The sequence below is a fragment of the Pseudescherichia sp. genome, assembly GCF_031987975.1.
Taxonomy (GTDB): Bacteria; Pseudomonadota; Gammaproteobacteria; order Enterobacterales; family Enterobacteriaceae; genus Pseudescherichia.
In genome coordinates this window covers 185,147-203,516 of the sequence record NZ_DALZYX010000009.1, presented here as the reverse complement: position 1 = coordinate 203,516, position 18,370 = coordinate 185,147, and the positions used below count along the sequence as shown (strand labels likewise).

Annotated in this window: 17 protein-coding genes; 16 read left to right on the top strand and 1 reads right to left on the bottom strand. The window is 58.0% G+C overall.

Features of this window, described 5'->3' with window-relative positions; all coding sequences use genetic code 11:
* On the top strand, positions 1 to 213 hold a 213-nt coding region (locus tag RTN40_RS17265), incomplete at its 5' end, for a hypothetical protein (protein WP_312229540.1).
* 107 nt (positions 214 to 320) lie between these two features.
* On the opposite strand, the gene queG is transcribed toward RTN40_RS17265, so the two are convergent.
* The gene (queG, locus tag RTN40_RS17260; RefSeq protein WP_312229539.1) at positions 321 to 1,460 is read right to left on the bottom strand and encodes a tRNA epoxyqueuosine(34) reductase QueG; all 1,140 of its coding nucleotides are present in this window, start codon (positions 1,458 to 1,460) and stop codon (positions 321 to 323) included.
* Between queG and nnr the strand changes: the two genes are divergently transcribed.
* From nnr to RTN40_RS17185, 15 genes are all read left to right on the top strand, one after another.
* A complete protein-coding gene (gene nnr, locus RTN40_RS17255) occupies positions 1,459 to 2,997 on the top strand; it encodes a bifunctional ADP-dependent NAD(P)H-hydrate dehydratase/NAD(P)H-hydrate epimerase (RefSeq protein WP_312229538.1) in 1,539 nt (512 codons plus the stop codon). The genes queG and nnr overlap by 2 nt on opposite strands.
* Positions 2,990 to 3,445, top strand: a complete 456-nt coding sequence (gene tsaE / locus RTN40_RS17250) for a tRNA (adenosine(37)-N6)-threonylcarbamoyltransferase complex ATPase subunit type 1 TsaE (protein WP_312229537.1) — start codon at positions 2,990 to 2,992, stop codon at positions 3,443 to 3,445. The genes nnr and tsaE overlap by 8 nt, the downstream gene beginning before the upstream one ends.
* Positions 3,446 to 3,488: 43 nt before the next feature.
* Complete coding sequence (gene amiB / locus RTN40_RS17245) at positions 3,489 to 4,823, top strand: N-acetylmuramoyl-L-alanine amidase AmiB (RefSeq protein ID WP_312229536.1); 1,335 nt, start codon at positions 3,489 to 3,491, stop codon at positions 4,821 to 4,823.
* Positions 4,824 to 4,832: 9 nt separating this feature from the next.
* The gene (gene mutL, locus RTN40_RS17240; RefSeq protein ID WP_312229535.1) at positions 4,833 to 6,704 is read left to right on the top strand and encodes a DNA mismatch repair endonuclease MutL; all 1,872 of its coding nucleotides are present in this window, start codon (positions 4,833 to 4,835) and stop codon (positions 6,702 to 6,704) included.
* A complete protein-coding gene (miaA, locus tag RTN40_RS17235; RefSeq protein ID WP_312229534.1) occupies positions 6,697 to 7,659 on the top strand; it encodes a tRNA (adenosine(37)-N6)-dimethylallyltransferase MiaA in 963 nt (320 codons plus the stop codon). The genes mutL and miaA overlap by 8 nt, the downstream gene beginning before the upstream one ends.
* A 96-nt stretch (positions 7,660 to 7,755) precedes the next feature.
* Positions 7,756 to 8,064: an RNA chaperone Hfq gene (hfq, locus tag RTN40_RS17230; RefSeq protein WP_042388550.1), complete on the top strand. Its 309-nt coding sequence runs from the start codon at positions 7,756 to 7,758 to the stop codon at positions 8,062 to 8,064.
* Between the two features lie 67 nt (positions 8,065 to 8,131).
* The gene (hflX, locus tag RTN40_RS17225; protein ID WP_312229533.1) at positions 8,132 to 9,412 is read left to right on the top strand and encodes a ribosome rescue GTPase HflX; all 1,281 of its coding nucleotides are present in this window, start codon (positions 8,132 to 8,134) and stop codon (positions 9,410 to 9,412) included.
* 66 nt (positions 9,413 to 9,478) lie between these two features.
* Positions 9,479 to 10,738, top strand: a complete 1,260-nt coding sequence (hflK, locus tag RTN40_RS17220; RefSeq protein ID WP_312229532.1) for an FtsH protease activity modulator HflK — start codon at positions 9,479 to 9,481, stop codon at positions 10,736 to 10,738.
* 2 nt (positions 10,739 to 10,740) lie between these two features.
* The gene (gene hflC, locus RTN40_RS17215; protein ID WP_312229531.1) at positions 10,741 to 11,745 is read left to right on the top strand and encodes a protease modulator HflC; all 1,005 of its coding nucleotides are present in this window, start codon (positions 10,741 to 10,743) and stop codon (positions 11,743 to 11,745) included.
* Positions 11,746 to 11,820: 75 nt separating this feature from the next.
* The gene (locus RTN40_RS17210; protein ID WP_042388541.1) at positions 11,821 to 12,018 is read left to right on the top strand and encodes a DUF2065 family protein; all 198 of its coding nucleotides are present in this window, start codon (positions 11,821 to 11,823) and stop codon (positions 12,016 to 12,018) included.
* Between the two features lie 102 nt (positions 12,019 to 12,120).
* Positions 12,121 to 13,419 (top strand): adenylosuccinate synthase, encoded by a 1,299-nt coding sequence (locus RTN40_RS17205; RefSeq protein WP_312212444.1) that lies wholly within the window; start codon positions 12,121 to 12,123, stop codon positions 13,417 to 13,419.
* Positions 13,420 to 13,582: 163 nt separating this feature from the next.
* Positions 13,583 to 14,008 (top strand): nitric oxide-sensing transcriptional repressor NsrR, encoded by a 426-nt coding sequence (gene nsrR / locus RTN40_RS17200; protein ID WP_312229530.1) that lies wholly within the window; start codon positions 13,583 to 13,585, stop codon positions 14,006 to 14,008.
* A gap of 38 nt (positions 14,009 to 14,046) precedes the next feature.
* Positions 14,047 to 16,500, top strand: a complete 2,454-nt coding sequence (rnr, locus tag RTN40_RS17195; protein ID WP_312229529.1) for a ribonuclease R — start codon at positions 14,047 to 14,049, stop codon at positions 16,498 to 16,500.
* Positions 16,501 to 16,662: 162 nt separating this feature from the next.
* Positions 16,663 to 17,664, top strand: coding sequence for a D-cysteine desulfhydrase (locus RTN40_RS17190; RefSeq protein WP_312229528.1), 1,002 nt, complete (start codon positions 16,663 to 16,665; stop codon positions 17,662 to 17,664).
* On the top strand, positions 17,661 to 18,362 hold the full coding sequence (locus RTN40_RS17185) for an amino acid racemase (RefSeq protein WP_312229527.1): 702 nt from the start codon (positions 17,661 to 17,663) through the stop codon (positions 18,360 to 18,362). Before RTN40_RS17190 ends, RTN40_RS17185 begins: the two co-directional genes overlap by 4 nt.
* Positions 18,363 to 18,370 lie beyond the last annotated feature (8 nt).

The window sequence follows — 18,370 nt, the reverse complement described above, 5'->3', positions numbered from 1 at the left end:
CGACCTTGCCAAGGTCGGGGTCGCGAGTTCGAGTCTCGTTTCCCGCTCCAAATTTTCTCTTCTGAATTAATTATCCACAGCGCAAACGCCTGCTGGCATCGTTTTATTTCCGTGTTGTCATATTCTTGTAAACAGAGTTATCCACAAGGTTACCGCCATCTCCCCCTGCGCTTAAATGTTAACAATGTAAATAATATCTTCTTAAATGACTGATTTTTAATGATGAAATATTATTACAGAATGTTAATACGATCGCTTGACGAATTTTTCCGTATTGAATCGCAATAGATTTTTATTTTTATGCACACCCTGTGGAAAGCTTAGGCGTCCCGTGGAAGCCCTTTTTCGATCACCCTGACCAGCCTTAACTTCTGCGGGAGCTGCACCTCAACCACGCAGGCATTTCGCTTCTCAATCTGCTGCGCAATCGCCCACTCTATGTGCTCATCAAGAAGTGGGTGCTCACCCCTGCGTTGCTCCAGCGCCCGGATATTGGCCTCATCCCAGGGGGCATTGCCCAGCGCGACTGCCACATTACGCAGCCAGCGCAGGTGACCGATGCGACGAATGGCCGACCCCTCTGTGACCTTCAGAAAATGCGCCTCGCTCCAGCCAAACAGCGCGATCAGTTCCGGGGCGTGCAGCGCCTTACGCGGGCTAAAATCCTCTTCGTCAGTAAGCTGCGAAAAACGGTTCCACGGGCAGATCAGCTGGCAGTCATCGCAGCCGTAGATGCGGTTGCCAATCAGCGGCCGGAACTCGGGTGGGATCGCTCCTTCCAGCTCAATGGTCAGATAGGAGATGCAGCGCCGGGCATCGACGGTATAAGGCTCGACAATTGCCCCGGTTGGGCAGATGGTCATGCAGGCCACGCACTTCCCGCAGTTCTCCTCAACCGGCTTGTCGACCGGCAAGGGGAGATCAATTAGCAGTTCGCCGAGGAAAAAGAACGAGCCTGCCTCGCGGTTAAGGATAAGTGAGTGCTTACCTGTCCATCCCAGCCCGGCTTTTTCCGCCAGCGGACGCTCAAGCAGCGGCGCGGAGTCCACAAAGGGTCTAAAATTCAGCGAAACGCAGTGCTGCTGGATAGTTTCACCCAGTTTTTTGAGGCGGTTGCGCAGGAGCTTGTGGTAATCCCGGCCCAGCGCGTAACGGCTAACGTAACCAAGCGCAGGATTTTTTAGCGTGCTGGCAAAGGCGGCATTGGCTGGCAGGTAGTTCATGCGCACGCTGATCACCCGCAGCGTGCCGGGTAACAGCTCATGTGGCCGGGCGCGCATCATACCGTGACGTGCCATCCATGCCATTTCGCCATGATACTGCTTATCCAGCCATGCCTGGAGTTTGGGTTCACTGGCGCTGAGATCGGTATCGGTGATGCCGACCTGTTGAAACCCCAGTTCGGCGCCCCACTGCTTAATGTTTTGCGCTAGCTGATTGAGATCGAGGGGCTGTGACATGACGGACCATACGTTGAAAAGTAGACTGAATAAAAACCGTACCACTATACCACACTCTGTCTGGCCTGCGCAGGCGCTACGCGAGGCAGAAAAAGAGGCGGCGGATAGCCTGGGCATTACGCTGTTTGAACTGATGCAGCGGGCAGGGGAGGCAGCCTTTCACGTCGCGCGCGCTGCCTACCCGCAATCACGCCGCTGGCTGATCCTCTGCGGCCACGGCAATAACGGCGGCGACGGCTACGTGGTCGCACGGCTGGCAAAGGCGGCAGGCATCGAGGTGACGCTGCTGGCCCTGGAGAGCGATAAGCCCTTGCCGGAAGAGGCGGAGCAGGCGCGTACGGCCTGGCTGAATGCCGCCGGTGAGATCCATGCTGCGGATAGCAACTGGCCCGAAGAGATCGATCTGATTATCGATGGCCTGCTGGGCACCGGCCTGACCGACGCCCCGCGTGAGCCAGCCGCGAGCCTTATTGCACGTGCTAATGCGCATGCCGCACCGGTTATCGCTCTCGATATCCCCTCCGGGCTGAATGCCCAGACCGGTACTACCCCTGGCGCGGTAATCAATGCCGCGCATACGGTGACCTTTATTGCCCTCAAGCCTGGCCTGCTCACCGGGAAAGCCCGGGACGTTACCGGCACGCTTCACCATAATGCGCTGGGGCTGGAGGGGTGGCTGGCAGCCCAGGAGATCGCTATTCACCGCCTGGAGGCATCGCAGCTTGCGCAGTGGCTGCCGCCGCGCCGTCCTACCTCCCATAAAGGCGATAATGGACGGCTGGTGATTGTCGGTGGCGATCATGGTACCGCCGGGGCGATCCGCATGACCGGTGAAGCGGCGCTGCGCGCGGGGGCTGGCCTGGTAAGAGTCCTGACGCGGGCCGAGAACATTGCGCCGCTCATCGCCGCCCGTCCGGAGCTGATGGTGCACGAGCTAACAGAAAAGCTGTTGGAGGAGAGCCTTGAGTGGGCGGACGTGGTGGTCATCGGTCCCGGCCTTGGTCAGCAGGCGTGGGGCAAAAAGGCGCTACAAAAAATTGAGAATTTTCGCAAACCCATGCTGTGGGATGCGGACGCGCTTAACCTTCTGGCAATCAATCCCGATAAACGTCACAATCGCGTAATCACTCCGCACCCTGGCGAAGCTGCACGTCTGCTTAACTGTAACGTTGCAGAAATTGAAAGCGATCGCTTACTTTCTGCTCAGCGTCTGGTAAAACGTTACGGTGGCGTGGCCGTCCTGAAAGGTTCGGGCACCGTTGTAGCGAGCGCAGACGGTGATATTGGCATCGTGGATGCCGGCAACGCCGGGATGGGCAGCGGAGGGATGGGAGACGTGCTCTCTGGTATCATTGGTGCCATGCTGGGGCAGAAGTTCTCTCTGTATGAGGCCGCCTGCGTGGGCTGTGTAGCGCACGGTGCGGCAGCTGACGACCGTGCGGCGCGTTATGGCACGCGCGGGATGCTGGCAACCGATCTTTTTTCTGCGCTAATGCGTGTTATTAACCCGGATGTGATTGACGTAGACCATGATTAATCGAGTGATCCCTCTGCCCGACGAGCAGGCAACCTTAACGCTGGGCGAGCGCGTCGCGCAGGCCTGCAACGGCGCAACCGTTATCTACCTGTACGGTGATTTAGGCGCGGGCAAAACGACCTTAAGCCGGGGCTTCCTGCAGGCGCTCGGTCATCAGGGGAACGTGAAAAGCCCAACCTATACGCTGGTTGAACCCTATACCCTCGATAAGCTGATGGTGTACCACTTTGACCTCTACCGTCTTGCCGATCCGGAAGAGCTGGAATTTATGGGCATTCGTGACTATTTTGCCAACGATGCTATTTGCCTCGTCGAGTGGCCGCAGCAGGGATCGGGCGTGCTGCCCGATCCGGATATCGAAATCCATTTAGAATACCAGGCCCAGGGGCGTGAGGCGCGTATTGCAGCCGTATCCGCCGCGGGTGAGTCTTTACTGACGCGTTTGTAACTATGCATTTGTAACTACATATTTGTAACTACAGGATGACGGGATGATCAGTCGCGTAAAATGCTGGGCCCTGGCAGCGCTGGTCGCGCTAAGCGCGCAGGCCACCGCCGCAAGTCTGTCAGATATTCAGGTCTCCAATGGCGATGACCAGGCCCGTATCACGTTGAGTTTTATGGGCGATCCGGAGTATGCGTTTTCCCAGGAGGGCAAACGCAGCGTGGCACTGGATATTAAACAGACCGGCATAATTCAGGGCCTGCCGCTGCAGTTCAGCGGCAACAATCTGGTAAAGAGCATTCGCTCCGGGACGCCGAAGGATAACCAGTCGCTACGGCTGGTGGTCGATCTGACCGAAAACGGTAAAGCCCGGGCGGTAAAACGGCAGAACGGCGCAAACTATACGGTGGTGTTTACCATTGATGCCGATGCACCACCACCACCCCCGCCGCCGCCACCGGTAGTGGCGAAACGCGTTGAGACCCCGGCAGTTGCACCGCGACCTGCTGAGCCTGCGCGTAATCCGTTTAAAAAAGAAAATGACCGAGTGACCAGCGTCACCAGCAGCAATACCGTGACGCGTCCGGCCATGCGCGCCAGCTCTGCCTCGGGCGACAAGGTGATTATCGCGATTGACGCCGGACACGGCGGCCAGGATCCGGGCGCTATCGGTCCCGGAGGCACGCGTGAGAAAAACATTACCCTCTCCGTGGCGCGTAAGCTGCGCACGCTGCTGAACAGCGATCCGATGTTTAAGGGCGTGCTGACCCGCGACGGAGACTACTTTATCTCGGTGATGGGACGGTCTGATGTGGCGCGGAAACAAAACGCCAACTTCCTGGTCTCTATTCACGCCGACGCCGCGCCAAACCGCGACGCCACTGGCGCATCGGTGTGGGTGCTCTCCAACCGCCGCGCCAACAGCGAGATGGCGAGCTGGCTGGAGCAGCATGAGAAGCAGTCCGAGCTGCTGGGCGGGGCGGGCGATGTACTGGCGAACAGCCAGTCCGATCCCTACCTAAGCCAGGCGGTTCTTGATTTGCAGTTCGGCCATTCCCAGCGCGTCGGGTATGATGTCGCAACCAATATGCTCAGCCAACTGTCGCGTATCGGCTCGCTGCACAAGCGCCGTCCGGAACACGCCAGCCTTGGCGTACTGCGTTCACCGGATATCCCGTCGGTGCTGGTGGAGACCGGGTTTATCAGCAACCGCAGCGAAGAGCGCCTGCTGGACAGCGATGACTATCAGCAGCAGCTGGCGGAAGCCATCTACGCTGGACTGCAAAGCTACTTCCAGGCACATCCGATGCAGTCATCGCCGCAGAGCGGTGGTGCGCAGACGGCCAGCGCCGGATCGCCGGGGAACAGCTTTATTAACTAAGGAGATTTCATGCCGATTCAGGTCTTGCCGCCGCAGCTAGCGAACCAGATCGCCGCTGGCGAAGTGGTGGAGCGCCCTGCGTCGGTGGTGAAAGAGCTGGTTGAGAACAGCCTTGATGCGGGCGCAACCCGCATCGATATTGACATTGAGCGCGGTGGGGCGAAGCTTATCCGCATCCGGGATAACGGCAGCGGCATCGGTAAAGATGAGCTGGCCCTCGCCCTGGCGCGCCATGCCACCAGCAAGATTGCCTCGCTGGACGATCTGGAGGCCATTGTCAGCCTGGGCTTCCGCGGCGAGGCGCTGGCCAGTATCAGCTCGGTCTCCCGGCTAACGCTGACCTCCCGCACCGCCGATCAGCCGGAGGCCTGGCAAGCCTATGCCGAAGGGCGGGATATGGACGTAACGGTGAAGCCCGCCGCCCATCCGCCAGGCACCACTCTGGAAGTGCTCGATCTCTTTTATAACACCCCCGCGCGGCGCAAGTTTATGCGTACGGAAAAGACCGAGTTCGGCCATATCGACGAGGTGATCCGCCGCATCGCGCTGGCGCGCTTCGACGTTACGATCAACCTGAACCACAACGGTAAAATGGTGCGCCAGTACCGCGCCGTGCCGCCGGGCGGGCAGCGTGAGCGCCGCCTGGGGGCAATCTGCGGCCTGCCGTTTATGGAGCAGGCGCTGGCCATTGAGTGGCAGCACGGCGATTTAGCCATGCGCGGCTGGGTGGCCGATCCAAAGGCTACCACGTCAGCGCTAGCAGAGATCCAGTACAGCTACGTCAATGGCCGCATGATGCGCGACCGGCTGATCAACCATGCTATCCGCCAGGCCTGTGAAGATAAGCTGGGGGCGGATCAGCAGCCCGCGTTTGTGCTCTACCTTGAGATCGATCCGCATCAGGTCGATGTTAACGTCCATCCCGCCAAGCACGAGGTACGCTTCCACCAGTCGCGGCTGGTGCATGACTTTATCTACCAGGGCGTTGCCAGCGTATTGCAGCAGCAGATTGCCGCTCCGCTGGCGCTGGCGGACGAACCCGCCCCGCGTCAGGTCCCTGAGAACCGCATCGCCGCCGGTAAGAATCAGTTCGCGCAGCCGCCCGTGGCCCGTGAACCGGCTGCGCCGCGCTACGCTGAGCCTGGCGCCGCGCCGCGCAGCCACGGCGGGGGATCGTCGAGCAGTGCAGGCGGAGCAGGGTGGCCCAACGCCCAGCCGGGATATCAAAAGCAGCAGGGTGCGCTCTACCGCAAGCTGCTGGAGACGCCGGATGCTGCGCCCGCCCCCTCTACGCCAAAAATCGCAGCGCCGCTGCCCACTGCCCGTAGCCAGAGCTTTGGCCGCGTGCTGACCATCGTTAATGACGACTGCGCGCTGCTGGATCGCGAGGGCCAGCTCTGTGTGCTGTCGTTGGTGGTGGCCGAACGCTGGCTTAAGCAGGCCCAGCTGTTACCGGTAGAGGGCACGCCATGCAGCCAGCCGCTGCTCATTCCGGTCCGGCTGAAGGTCTCGAGTGACGAGCGGGCGGTCTTAACGCGGGCAACCACTATGCTGAGCGAAATGGGCATTGAGTTTCAGTCGGATGCACATCATGTGACCATTCGCGCAGTGCCTTTACCCTTACGGCAACAAAATTTACAAATCTTGATTCCTGACCTGATAGGCTACCTGGCGCAGCAAACAACCTTCAGCGTGGCAGAGAGCGCCCAGTGGATTGCCCGCCGTCTGAGCAGTGAGCGTCCGCAGTGGAACATTGCTCAGGCCGTGGCGCTGCTGGCCGACGTTGAGCTGCTTTGCCCGCAACTGGTTAACGCGCCGCCGGGCGGTTTGTTACAATGTGTTGATATCACCCCGGCGATGAAAGCCCTGAAAGATGACTGATTTAAGTACTGATATAGCTAAGGCGAGCCTGCCTAAGGCAATTTTTTTAATGGGGCCAACCGCCTCCGGAAAGACCGCGTTAGCCATCGCGCTGCGTAAAGTTTTGCCAGTAGAGTTGATTAGCGTCGATTCTGCCCTTATCTATCAGGGGATGGATATCGGTACGGCGAAGCCAGATGCCCAGGAGCAGGCGGCTGCGCCCCATCGATTGCTGGATATTCTTGATCCAGCCCAGGCGTACTCGGCGGCTGATTTTCGCCGTGACGCGCTGGCCCAGATGGCGGAGATTACCGCCGCTGGACGGATCCCCCTGCTGGTGGGGGGAACCATGCTCTACTTTAAGGCGCTGCTGGAGGGCTTATCGCCCTTGCCCTCAGCGGATCCCGAGGTCAGAGCGAAGATTGAACAGATGGCGGCAGAGCAGGGGTGGGAAGCGCTGCACAAGCGGCTGGCAGAGATAGATCCGCTAGCGAGTGCACGAATTCATCCGAACGACCCGCAAAGGCTTTCCCGGGCACTGGAAGTTTTTTTCATTTCGGGTAAAACTTTAACGGAACTGACGCAAACGTCAGGAGAAGCTCTGCCGTATCAGGTGCATCAGTTCGCCATCGCCCCGGCGAGCCGTGAACTGCTCCATCAACGAATAGAGCAGCGTTTTCATCAGATGTTGGCTTCAGGTTTTGAAGCAGAAGTGCGGGCGCTTTTTGCCCGTGGAGATTTGCATACGGACATGCCTTCCGTTCGTTGTGTGGGATACCGCCAGATGTGGTCATATCTTGAAGGCGAGATCTCATATGAGGAAATGGTTTATCGAGGTGTTTGCGCGACGAGACAGTTAGCGAAACGCCAGATAACCTGGCTTCGCGGTTGGGAGGACGTTCACTGGTTAGACAGTGAAAAGCCAGAGCAGGCGCGAAATGAAGTATTACAGGTTATTGGTGCTAACGCAGGCTGAATGTGTACAATTACATCGGATCGTGCGCAAAATTTTACGCAGTTTTCAGGGCCTTCGGGTTCAAAGTACAAAACAAGCATATAAGGAAAAGATAGAATGGCTAAGGGGCAATCTTTACAAGACCCGTTTCTGAACGCGCTGCGTCGGGAACGCGTTCCGGTTTCTATTTATTTGGTGAATGGTATTAAGCTGCAAGGTCAAATTGAGTCTTTCGATCAGTTCGTGATCCTGTTGAAAAACACGGTCAGCCAGATGGTCTATAAGCACGCAATTTCTACTGTTGTCCCGTCGCGTCCGGTTTCTCATCACAGCAACAACACCGGTGGCGGCACCAGTAACTATCACCATAGCAGCAACGCGCAGGGTTCTTCTGCATCACAACAGGACAGCGAAGAGACCGAATAAGGTTTTTTGCTGTTTTCCATGTCGGGGAGCCAGGTGTTCCCCGCTGGTATTCTAAGAGGGTTTACGCTTGTTTGACCGTTATGATGCCGGTGAGCAGGCGGTGCTGGTACACATCTATTTTTCGCAAGACAAAGATATGGAAGATCTCCAGGAGTTTGAATCCCTGGTCTCTTCAGCTGGCGTCGACGCAATGCAGGTGATTACCGGTAGCCGTAAAGCACCGCACCCCAAATATTTTGTTGGTGAAGGTAAGGCAGTTGAAATAGCGGACGCCGTAAAAGCATCGGGTGCATCGGTTGTGCTCTTTGATCATGCCCTAACCCCAGCCCAGGAACGCAACCTGGAGAGACTGTGCGAATGTCGTGTTATCGACCGCACCGGTCTGATTTTAGACATTTTTGCCCAACGTGCACGTACCCATGAGGGGAAACTGCAGGTTGAGCTGGCGCAGCTGCGCCATCTGGCCACGCGGCTGGTGCGCGGCTGGACCCACCTTGAGCGTCAGAAAGGCGGGATTGGTTTGCGCGGTCCGGGTGAAACCCAGCTCGAAACCGACCGTCGTTTGCTGCGTAACCGTATCACCCTGATCCTCTCGCGTCTCGAGCGCGTTAGCAAACAGCGCGAGCAGGGGCGTCGGTCGCGCGCGAAAGCAGATATCCCTACGGTATCGCTGGTTGGCTATACCAACGCCGGTAAATCGACGCTGTTTAACCAGATCACTGAAGCGCAGGTCTACGCTGCGGACCAGCTGTTTGCCACGCTGGATCCGACCCTGCGGCGCATTGATGTTGCCGACGTCGGCGAGACGGTGCTGGCGGATACGGTAGGGTTTATCCGCCATCTGCCACACGACCTGGTTGCCGCCTTTAAAGCGACGCTGCAGGAGACGCGCCAGGCCACGCTGCTGCTGCATGTGATTGACGCCGCCGACCTCCGCGTTCAGGAAAACATTGAGGCGGTGAATACAGTTCTCGAAGAGATTGATGCTCATGAGATCCCGACTCTGCTGGTGATGAACAAGATCGATATGCTGGACGATTTTGAACCGCGTATCGACAGGGACGATGAAAACAGACCGATTCGGGTTTGGCTGTCAGCGCAAACCGGAGTGGGCGTACCACTGTTATTTCAGGCGCTAACCGAGCGTCTCTCCGGGGAGGTGGCCCAGCATACGCTGCATCTGCCTCCGCAGGAGGGGCGGTTAAGAAGCAGATTTTATCAGCTTCAGGCGATAGAAAAAGAGTGGACAGAGGAGGACGGCAGCCTGGGTCTGCAAATTCGCTTGCCGATCGTTGAATGGCGTCGTCTCTGTAAACAAGAACCTGCATTGGTTGACTACGTAGTCTGACCTGGCGGCTGGCCTGAAGACATTTCCCCTCCAGGGGATAACGAATAACAAATATGGAGCACATACATGGCGTGGAACCAGCCCGGTAATAACGGACAAGACCGCGACCCGTGGGGAAGCAGCAATAATCAAGGCGGCAACTCTGGGGGAAATGGAAATAAAGGCGGTCGCGATCAGGGGCCTCCTGATTTAGATGATATCTTCCGCAAGCTGAGCAAGAAACTGGGCGGCTTTGGCGGTGGAAAAGGAACCGGATCGGGCGGCGGCAGCTCCGCACCCGGCCCACGCAGCCGCATGGGTGGACGCATCGTTACCATCGCGGCGGCAGCAGTGGTTATTATCTGGGCGGCCAGTGGTTTCTACACCATTAAAGAGGCGGAGCGCGGCGTCGTAACCCGTTTCGGTAAGTTCAGCCATCTGGTAGAGCCAGGCCTGAACTGGAAGCCGACCTTTATTGATGACGTCACGGCGGTAAACGTTGAGTCGGTACGCGAGCTGGCAGCCTCCGGCGTCATGCTGACCTCTGACGAGAACGTGGTCCGCGTTGAGATGAACGTTCAGTACCGCGTGACCAATCCTGAGCGCTACCTGTTTAGCGTAACCAGCGCCGATAACAGCCTGCGTCAGGCCACCGACAGCGCCCTGCGCGGCGTAATCGGTAAGTACACGATGGATCGTATCCTGACCGAAGGGCGTACCGTTATTCGTAGCGATACCCAGCGTGAACTGGAAGAGACCATTCGTCCGTACAACATGGGTATCACCCTGCTTGACGTCAACTTCCAGGCCGCACGTCCGCCGGAAGCGGTGCAGGCTGCGTTTGACGATGCCATTGCCGCCCGTGAGAACGAGCAGCAGTCTATTCGTGAAGCCGAAGCTTACGCCAACGAAGTTCAGCCGCGTGCTAACGGCCAGGCGCAGCGTATCCTTGAGGAAGCGCGTGCCTACCGGACCCAGACTATCCTGGAAGCGCAGGGTGAAGTGGCGCGCTTTGCCAAGATCCTGCCGGAATATAAGGCTGCCCCGGAGATTACTCGCGAGCGTCTCTATATCGAAACCATGGAAAAAGTGCTGAGCCACACCCGCAAGGTGTTGGTGAACGATAAGGGCGGCAACCTGATGGTTCTGCCGCTGGATCAGATGCTGAAGGGCGGCGCGCCTGCGGCTAAGAGCGACACCAGCGGGGCGAATAACCTGCTGCGCCTGCCGCCTGCGTCAAGCACCAGCAGCAGCACCAGTAACGCACCGTCTGCTGGCCAGGGTGACATCATGGACCAACGCCGTGCGAACGCACAGCGTAACGACTACCAGCGTCAGGGGGAATAACGATGCGTAAGTCTGTAATTGCGATAATTATCATCGTGCTGGTAGTGCTCTACACCTCAATCTTTGTAGTGAAAGAGGGCGAGCGCGGTATTACGCTGCGCTTCGGTAAAGTGCTGCGCGACGATGAGAACAAACCACTGGTCTTTACGCCGGGCCTGCACTTTAAGCTGCCGTTTATTGAGACCGTGAAGACGCTGGATGCCCGTATCCAGACCATGGACAACCAGGCCGATCGCTTTGTTACTAAAGAGAAGAAAGACCTGATCGTTGACTCCTATATCAAATGGCGCATCAGCGACTTCAGCCGCTACTATCTGGCGACCGGCGGCGGCGACGTCTCCCAGGCCGAGGTGCTGCTGAAACGTAAGTTCTCTGACCGTCTGCGTTCGGAAATCGGCCGTCTTGATGTTAAGGACATCGTGACCGACTCCCGTGGCCGGCTGACGCATGAGGTGCGCGACGCGCTGAACTCTGGCTCTGCCGGTACGGAAGATGAAGTGGCAACGCCTGCGGCAGATGACGAAATTGCTAAAGCGGCGGAGCGCATCACGGCGGAAACGAACGGCAAGGTGCCGGTAGTGAACCCGAACAGTATGGCAGCGCTGGGTATCGAAGTGGTCGATGTGCGTATCAAGCAGATCAACCTGCCGAGTGAAGTCTCTGAGGCGATCTACAACCGTATGCGCGCCGAGCGTGAAGCTGTTGCCCGTCGCCACCGTTCACAGGGTCAGGAAGCCGCAGAAAAACTGCGTGCCACCTCAGATTACGAAGTCACCAAGACGCTGGCGGAAGCCGAGCGTGAAGGACGTATTCTGCGCGGTGAAGGGGATGCCGAAGCAGCCAAGCTGTTTGCCGACGCGTTCAGCCAGGATCCGGACTTCTACGCCTTTATCCGTAGCCTGCGCGCCTATGAGAGCAGCTTCCAGAGTAATCAGGACGTGATGGTGCTCAGCCCGGACAGCGACTTCTTCCGCTATATGAAAACGCCGGGAACGGCCACACGCTAAGTCCGCAGTCGTCATTAATATAATCAAACCACCGTCATCCTCAGGAGACGGTGGTTTTCTTTTGAAGGAAGCATGATGAACTCCACCATTTGGCTGGCGTTAGCACTGGTTTTGGTGCTGGAAGGTCTTGGTCCAATGCTCTATCCGCGTCTGTGGCGGCGAATGATCGCCTCGCTTGCGCTGCTGCCGGATAACATGTTGCGTCGTTTTGGCGGCGGATTAGTGGTTGCTGGGGTCGTGATCTACTATATGTTGAGGAAAACGATTGGCTAGAGAAATAGCACGCAGATTGGCCGAAATTTGCCGACAAAAAGTGCTGATTATCATAAAAAGCGATGGTAGAATCCTTTTTTAAGCAAACGGTGATTTTGAAAAATGGGTAACAACGTCGTCGTACTGGGCACCCAATGGGGTGACGAAGGCAAAGGTAAGATCGTCGATCTCCTTACTGAACGTGCTAAATATGTGGTTCGCTATCAGGGCGGTCACAATGCAGGCCACACTCTCGTAATCAACGGTGAAAAAACCGTCCTCCATCTTATTCCATCAGGCATTCTGCGTGACAATGTGACCAGCATCATCGGTAACGGTGTGGTGCTCTCTCCTGCTGCGCTGATGAAAGAGATGAAAGGCCTGGAAGAGCGTGGTATTCCGGTACGCGAACGTCTGCTGCTCTCCGAAGCTTGCCCGCTGATCCTCGACTATCACGTTGCGCTGGACGTGGCGCGTGAAAAAGCACGCGGCGCGAAAGCGATCGGCACCACCGGCCGTGGTATCGGTCCGGCTTACGAAGATAAAGTGGCTCGTCGCGGCCTGCGCGTTGGCGACCTGTTTGACAAAGAGACCTTTGCTACCAAGCTGAAAGAGGTGATGGAATATCACAACTTCCAGCTGGTGAACTTCTACAAAGCAGACGCTGTTGACTACCAGAAAGTGCTGGACGACGTGATGGCGGTTGCCGACATCCTGACCGGCATGGTGGTTGACGTTTCCGATCTGCTGGATCAGGCGCGCAAGCGTGGCGATTTCGTCATGTTCGAAGGTGCGCAGGGTACGCTGCTGGATATCGACCACGGTACCTATCCGTACGTGACCTCCTCTAACACTACCGCTGGTGGCGTGGCGACCGGCTCTGGCCTGGGTCCGCGCTATGTGGATTACGTGCTGGGGATCATCAAAGCCTACTCCACTCGCGTGGGCGCGGGTCCGTTCCCGACCGAGCTGTTCGATGAAACCGGCGAGTTCCTCTGCAAGCAGGGTAACGAATTTGGCGCGACCACCGGCCGTCGTCGTCGTACCGGCTGGCTGGATATCGTTGCGATCCGTCGTGCAGTGCAGATCAACTCCCTGTCCGGCTTCTGTCTGACCAAGCTGGACGTGCTGGACGGCCTGAAAGAGGTGAAAATCTGCGTCGGTTACCGCATGCCGGATGGCCGCGAAGTCACCACCACGCCGTTGGCCGCTGACGACTGGGAAGGTATCGAGCCGATCTACGAGACCATGCCTGGCTGGTCTGAAACTACCTTCGGTGTGAAAGAGCGCAGCGGCCTGCCGCAGACAGCGCTGGACTACATCAAGCGCATCGAAGAGCTGACCGAAGTGCCGATTGATATTATCTCTACCGGCCCTGACCGTTCTGAGACAATGATCCTGCGCGATCCGTTTGACGCATGATGTGATTGTCATACTGCCCGGCGGACTGCCTGCCGGGCCTGCTTGCCCTCTTTTGCCTCCTCTGTTCAAATAAATTAGCCGCCTACCTTCATCTCGAGTTATTTAAGGTATAGTTAGTGTCATTGCGGCTATCCCGCGTTTTTCCCTTTATCCTGAGGTTGATGTGCAGTTAACGAGTTTCACCGATTACGGATTGCGTGCCCTGATCTATATGGCGTCGCTACCGGAAGGGCGAATGACCAATATCTCTGAAGTGACGGCAGTGTACGGGGTCTCCCGCAACCACATGGTCAAAATAATCAACCAGCTCAGCCGGGCGGGCTACGTCGCGGCGGTCAGAGGGAAAAACGGCGGCATTCGTTTAGGCAAACCTGCTAATACCATCCGCATTGGTGACGTTGTGCGCGAGCTGGAACCGCTTGCGCTGGTGAACTGCAGCAGCGCATTTTGCCATATTACCCCTGCCTGCCGTCTGAAGCAGGCACTCTCTAAGGCCGTGGACAGTTTTCTGATGGAGCTTGATAGCTATACGCTGGCCGATTTGGTTGAAGAGAATCAACCGCTGTATAAATTATTACTGGTGGAGTAAGAGAACGCTCCGCCAGAGCTGACAACGGAGGAACCGCTATGTCGCAAGATCCTTTCCAGGAGCGCGAAGCTGAGAAGTACGCGAACCCTATTCCCAGCCGCGAGTTCATTCTCGATCACTTATCAAAACGCGAAAAACCCGCGAACCGCGAAGAACTGGCGCAGGAACTCAATATTGAAGGCGAGGAGCAGCTGGAAGGGCTGCGCCGCCGCCTGCGCGCCATGGAGCGTGACGGGCAGCTGGTGTTTACCCGCCGCCAGTGCTACGCCCTGCCGGAACGTCTCGACCTGCTTAAAGGGATAGTCATTGGCCACCGCGATGGCTACGGCTTCCTGCGCGTCGAAGGCCGCAAAGACGATCTCTATCTCTCCAGCGAGCAGATGAAAACCTGTATTCACGGCGACCAGGTGCTGGCCCAGCCGCTCGGCTCCGATCGTAAAGGACGTCGTGAAGCACGTATCGTGCGCGTGCTGGTGCCGAAAACCGGCCAGATCGTCGGGCGCTACTTTACCGACGCGGGCGTGGGCTTTGTGGTGCCGGACGACAGCCGCATGAGCTTTGACATTCTTATCCCGCCGGAAGAGATTATGGGCGCGCGGATGGGCTTCGTGGTGGTGGTCGAACTCACCCAGCGCCCAACCCGACGCACCAAAGCTATCGGTAAGATCGTGGAGGTGCTCGGTGATAATATGGGAACGAGCATGGCGGTCGATATGGCCCTGCGTACCCATGAGATCCCCTACGTCTGGCCGCCTGCCGTTGAGCAGGAAGTTAGCAGCCTAAAAGAGCAGGTGCCGGAGGAAGCGAAAGCCGGACGTGTCGATCTGCGTAACCTGCCGCTGGTCACCATCGATGGCGAAGACGCCCGTGACTTTGACGATGCGGTCTACTGCGAGAAAAAACGTGGCGGCGGCTGGCGTCTGTGGGTGGCTATTGCCGACGTAAGCTACTACGTTCGTCCGGGCACCGCTCTGGATGACGAAGCGCGCAGCCGGGGTACCTCAGTCTACTTCCCGTCGCAGGTCGTACCGATGCTGCCAGAAGTGCTCTCCAACGGACTCTGCTCCCTCAACCCGCAGGTTGACCGTCTCTGTATGGTCTGTGAGATGACTATCTCGGCGAAAGGGCGCTTAACCGGCTATAAATTCTACGAAGCGGTGATGAGCTCCCATGCACGCCTGACCTATACCAAGGTGTGGCATATGCTGGAGGGCGACCAGGAGCTGCGTGAGCAGTATGCGCCGCTGGTGAAGCACATTGAAGAGCTGCATACCCTCTATAAAACGCTGAACCAGGCGCGAGAAGAGCGCGGCGGTATCTCCTTTGAGAGCGAAGAGGCGAAGTTTATCTTCAACGCCGAGCGCCGCATTGAGCGCATCGAGCTGACCGAGCGTAACGACGCCCATAAGCTGATTGAAGAGTGCATGATCCTCGCCAACATCTCTGCCGCCCGCTTTGTCGAGAAGGCTGAAGAGCCAGCGCTGTTCCGTATTCACGACCGCCCGACCACCGAAGCCATTACCTCGTTCCGCTCGGTACTGGCTGAGCTGGGTCTGGAGCTGCCAGGCGGCAACAAGCCGGAGCCGAGGGACTACGCCGCGCTGCTGGAGTCCATAGCCGATCGTCCCGACCATGAGATGTTGCAGACCATGCTGCTGCGCTCTATGAAGCAGGCGATCTACGATCCGGAGAACCGGGGCCACTTTGGTCTGGCGCTACAGTCGTACGCTCACTTTACCTCACCGATCCGCCGCTACCCGGATCTCTCCCTGCACCGCGCCATCAAGTACCTCGTTGCGAAAGAGCAGGGGCTTAAAGGTAACAGCACGCCGTCGGGCGGCTGGCACTATCCGATGGAAGCGGTCCTGCAGCTGGGCCAGCACTGTTCGATGGCCGAACGCCGCGCCGACGAAGCGACCCGCGACGTTGCCGACTGGCTGAAGTGCGACTTTATGCAGGATCACGTGGGCAGCAACTTCCAGGGCGTGATCGCCAGCGTCACCGGCTTTGGCTTCTTTGTGCGCCTGAACGAGCTGTTTATCGACGGTCTGGTACATGTCTCCTCGCTGGATAATGACTACTACCGTTTCGACCAGGTTGGTCAGCGCCTGATTGGCGAATCCAGCGGCCAGACCTACCGGCTGGGCGATCGCGTCGAAGTGCGCGTCGAAGCGGTGAACATGGACGATCGGAAAATCGACTTTGCGCTGATCTCCAGCGAGCGCGCCCCGCGTAACGTTGGCAAGACCGACCGCGAACGTGCTAAAAAAGGTGCTGCGGGTAAACCCAGCGGCCGCCGTCGCCAGGTCGGTAAAAAAGGTAACTTTGAGCCGGACAGCGAGTTCCGCCGTGAGAAAGGCAAAGGCAAAAGAAAAGGCACCGACGATGCCAGGCCGAAGGTGAAGAAAGAGAAAGCCCCGTCGGCAAAGACGCAAAAAATAGCCGCCGCGACGAAAGCAAAGCGCGCGGCCAAAAAGAAAAGCGCTGAGTAAAATTATTAATCCCCTTTATTCGTAAAGGGGATTTTTTATTTCTGCCGTTAGCTAATTTCCGGCAATCGATATTTTTTATTTGTCCTTAGCCCCAAAGCCCGCCTGTGTATAGTAGCTGCATAATTGTTAAATATCTGATGCGTTAATTCGCAAGGAGCTATTATGCATCTGGCACGTTTCCCACGACTTTCACTGGGCCATTTTCCGACCCCGCTTGAACCTTTAGAAAATCTCTCAGCCTTGCTGGGCGGGCCGAAAATATGGATTAAGCGCGACGATGCAACCGGCCTTGCTACCGGCGGAAATAAGACTCGTAAGCTTGAGTTCCTGCTGGCCGACGCGCTGCAGCAGGGTGCCGATGTAATTATTACCCAGGGCGCAACCCAATCCAACCACGTGCGCCAGACCATCGCTGGCGCGGCAAAGCTCGGCCTGCCGGCCAAAGTGCTGCTGGAGAAGCGGGTCACCGACTTTGGCGAAGATTATCAGCGCTCCGGTAACGTCCTGCTGGATGAGCTGCTTGGGGGCGAGATCGTTGCCCATCTGCCGGGTGGCACAGACATGCAGCAGGCCATGGATATCTATGCCAGCGAGCTGCGCGAGAAAGGCCATCGCCCCTACGTTATTCCTGGCGGCGGCTCTAACCCCGTCGGTGCGCTGGGCTACGTTGCCTGCGCCGAAGAGCTGCTTTACCAATCTTCTCAGCTGCGGCTGCGTATCGACCACGTTGTCCACGCCACCGGCAGCACCGGTACGCAGGCCGGGCTGGTCGCGGGCTTTCACGCCACCCACAGCCATGTTCCAGTGCTGGGCATCAGCGTGCGTGCGCCAAAGGCGAAGCAGGAGGAGAACGTCTGGAATCTGGCCTCCCGCACCCTTGAGCTATTGGGCGTAGCGGGCGAGCTGCCGCGTGACGCCGTGGTGGCTAACAGCGACTACGTCGGCGAAGGCTACGGCCTGCCGACCGAAGGCATGCTGGAGGCGCTGCGCCTGCTGGCGCGCCACGAGGGCATCCTGCTGGATCCGGTTTACTCTGGCAAAGGCTTTGCCGGGCTGGTGGATCTGATCCGCAAAGGTCACTTCCGCAAGGATGAGAACGTAGTGTTCATCCACACCGGCGGCTCCGCCGGGCTATTTGGCTATCGCCAGGTGTTGGAAAAATGAAACCGTTTTTGTTAGGCGTTCTCGGCGGCATGGGGCCGCTGGCGACGGTCGATTTTATGGCGAAGCTGCTGGCAGCGACGCCTGCGACCAGCGATCAGCAGCAGATCCCGGTCGTTGCCTGGAACGTTCCGCAGATTGCCGATCGGCAGAAGGCGCTGGCCGGGCTTGGCCCGTCGCCGCTGCCGCAGCTGCTGAACGGGATCGAAAAACTTAACGCCGCCGGGGCGAGCCATATTGCGATCCCCTGCAATACGGCTCACCACTGGTATGACGCTCTGAGCAGGGCCAGCGATGCGCCGATCCTGCATATCGTTGAGGCGACCCTCGGGCGTATTGCCGAGCGTGCGCCAACGCGCGTCGGGGTTATCGCGACCCATGGCACGCTGGCGGCGGGCTGGTTTCAACAGGGGCTGGAACATCTTAACATCAGCCCGGTGCTGCCCACCGAGCAGGAGCTAGAGAGCTGGTTTGTTCCCGGCTGCTACGCGGTCAAGCGCGGCGCGCTGCGCGAAGGCGGCGAGCTGCTCTCTCTTCAGGCCCAGGCGCTGGTTGAGCGGGGCGCGGAAACGCTCATTCTTGCCTGCACCGAAGTGCCGGTGGCGCTGGACGCCATCGACTCCCCCTTTCTTGATCACGCCATCGATCCTGCCCAGGCGCTGGCGGAGCGATGTTCGGCCCTCTGGCAGGAATATCGTTAATCTCTTCA

Coding starts and splice junctions, on each gene's coding strand:
- nnr (WP_312229538.1), top strand. CDS start 1,459: ATGACGGACCATACGTTGAAAAGTAGACTGAATAAAAACCGTACCACT.
- amiB (WP_312229536.1), top strand. CDS start 3,489: ATGATCAGTCGCGTAAAATGCTGGGCCCTGGCAGCGCTGGTCGCGCTA.
- hflK (WP_312229532.1), top strand. CDS start 9,479: ATGGCGTGGAACCAGCCCGGTAATAACGGACAAGACCGCGACCCGTGG.
- RTN40_RS17185 (WP_312229527.1), top strand. CDS start 17,661: ATGAAACCGTTTTTGTTAGGCGTTCTCGGCGGCATGGGGCCGCTGGCG.
- tsaE (WP_312229537.1), top strand. CDS start 2,990: ATGATTAATCGAGTGATCCCTCTGCCCGACGAGCAGGCAACCTTAACG.
- RTN40_RS17190 (WP_312229528.1), top strand. CDS start 16,663: ATGCATCTGGCACGTTTCCCACGACTTTCACTGGGCCATTTTCCGACC.
- mutL (WP_312229535.1), top strand. CDS start 4,833: ATGCCGATTCAGGTCTTGCCGCCGCAGCTAGCGAACCAGATCGCCGCT.
- hflC (WP_312229531.1), top strand. CDS start 10,741: ATGCGTAAGTCTGTAATTGCGATAATTATCATCGTGCTGGTAGTGCTC.
- hfq (WP_042388550.1), top strand. CDS start 7,756: ATGGCTAAGGGGCAATCTTTACAAGACCCGTTTCTGAACGCGCTGCGT.
- RTN40_RS17210 (WP_042388541.1), top strand. CDS start 11,821: ATGAACTCCACCATTTGGCTGGCGTTAGCACTGGTTTTGGTGCTGGAA.
- RTN40_RS17205 (WP_312212444.1), top strand. CDS start 12,121: ATGGGTAACAACGTCGTCGTACTGGGCACCCAATGGGGTGACGAAGGC.
- queG (WP_312229539.1), bottom strand. CDS start 1,460: ATGTCACAGCCCCTCGATCTCAATCAGCTAGCGCAAAACATTAAGCAG.
- miaA (WP_312229534.1), top strand. CDS start 6,697: ATGACTGATTTAAGTACTGATATAGCTAAGGCGAGCCTGCCTAAGGCA.
- rnr (WP_312229529.1), top strand. CDS start 14,047: ATGTCGCAAGATCCTTTCCAGGAGCGCGAAGCTGAGAAGTACGCGAAC.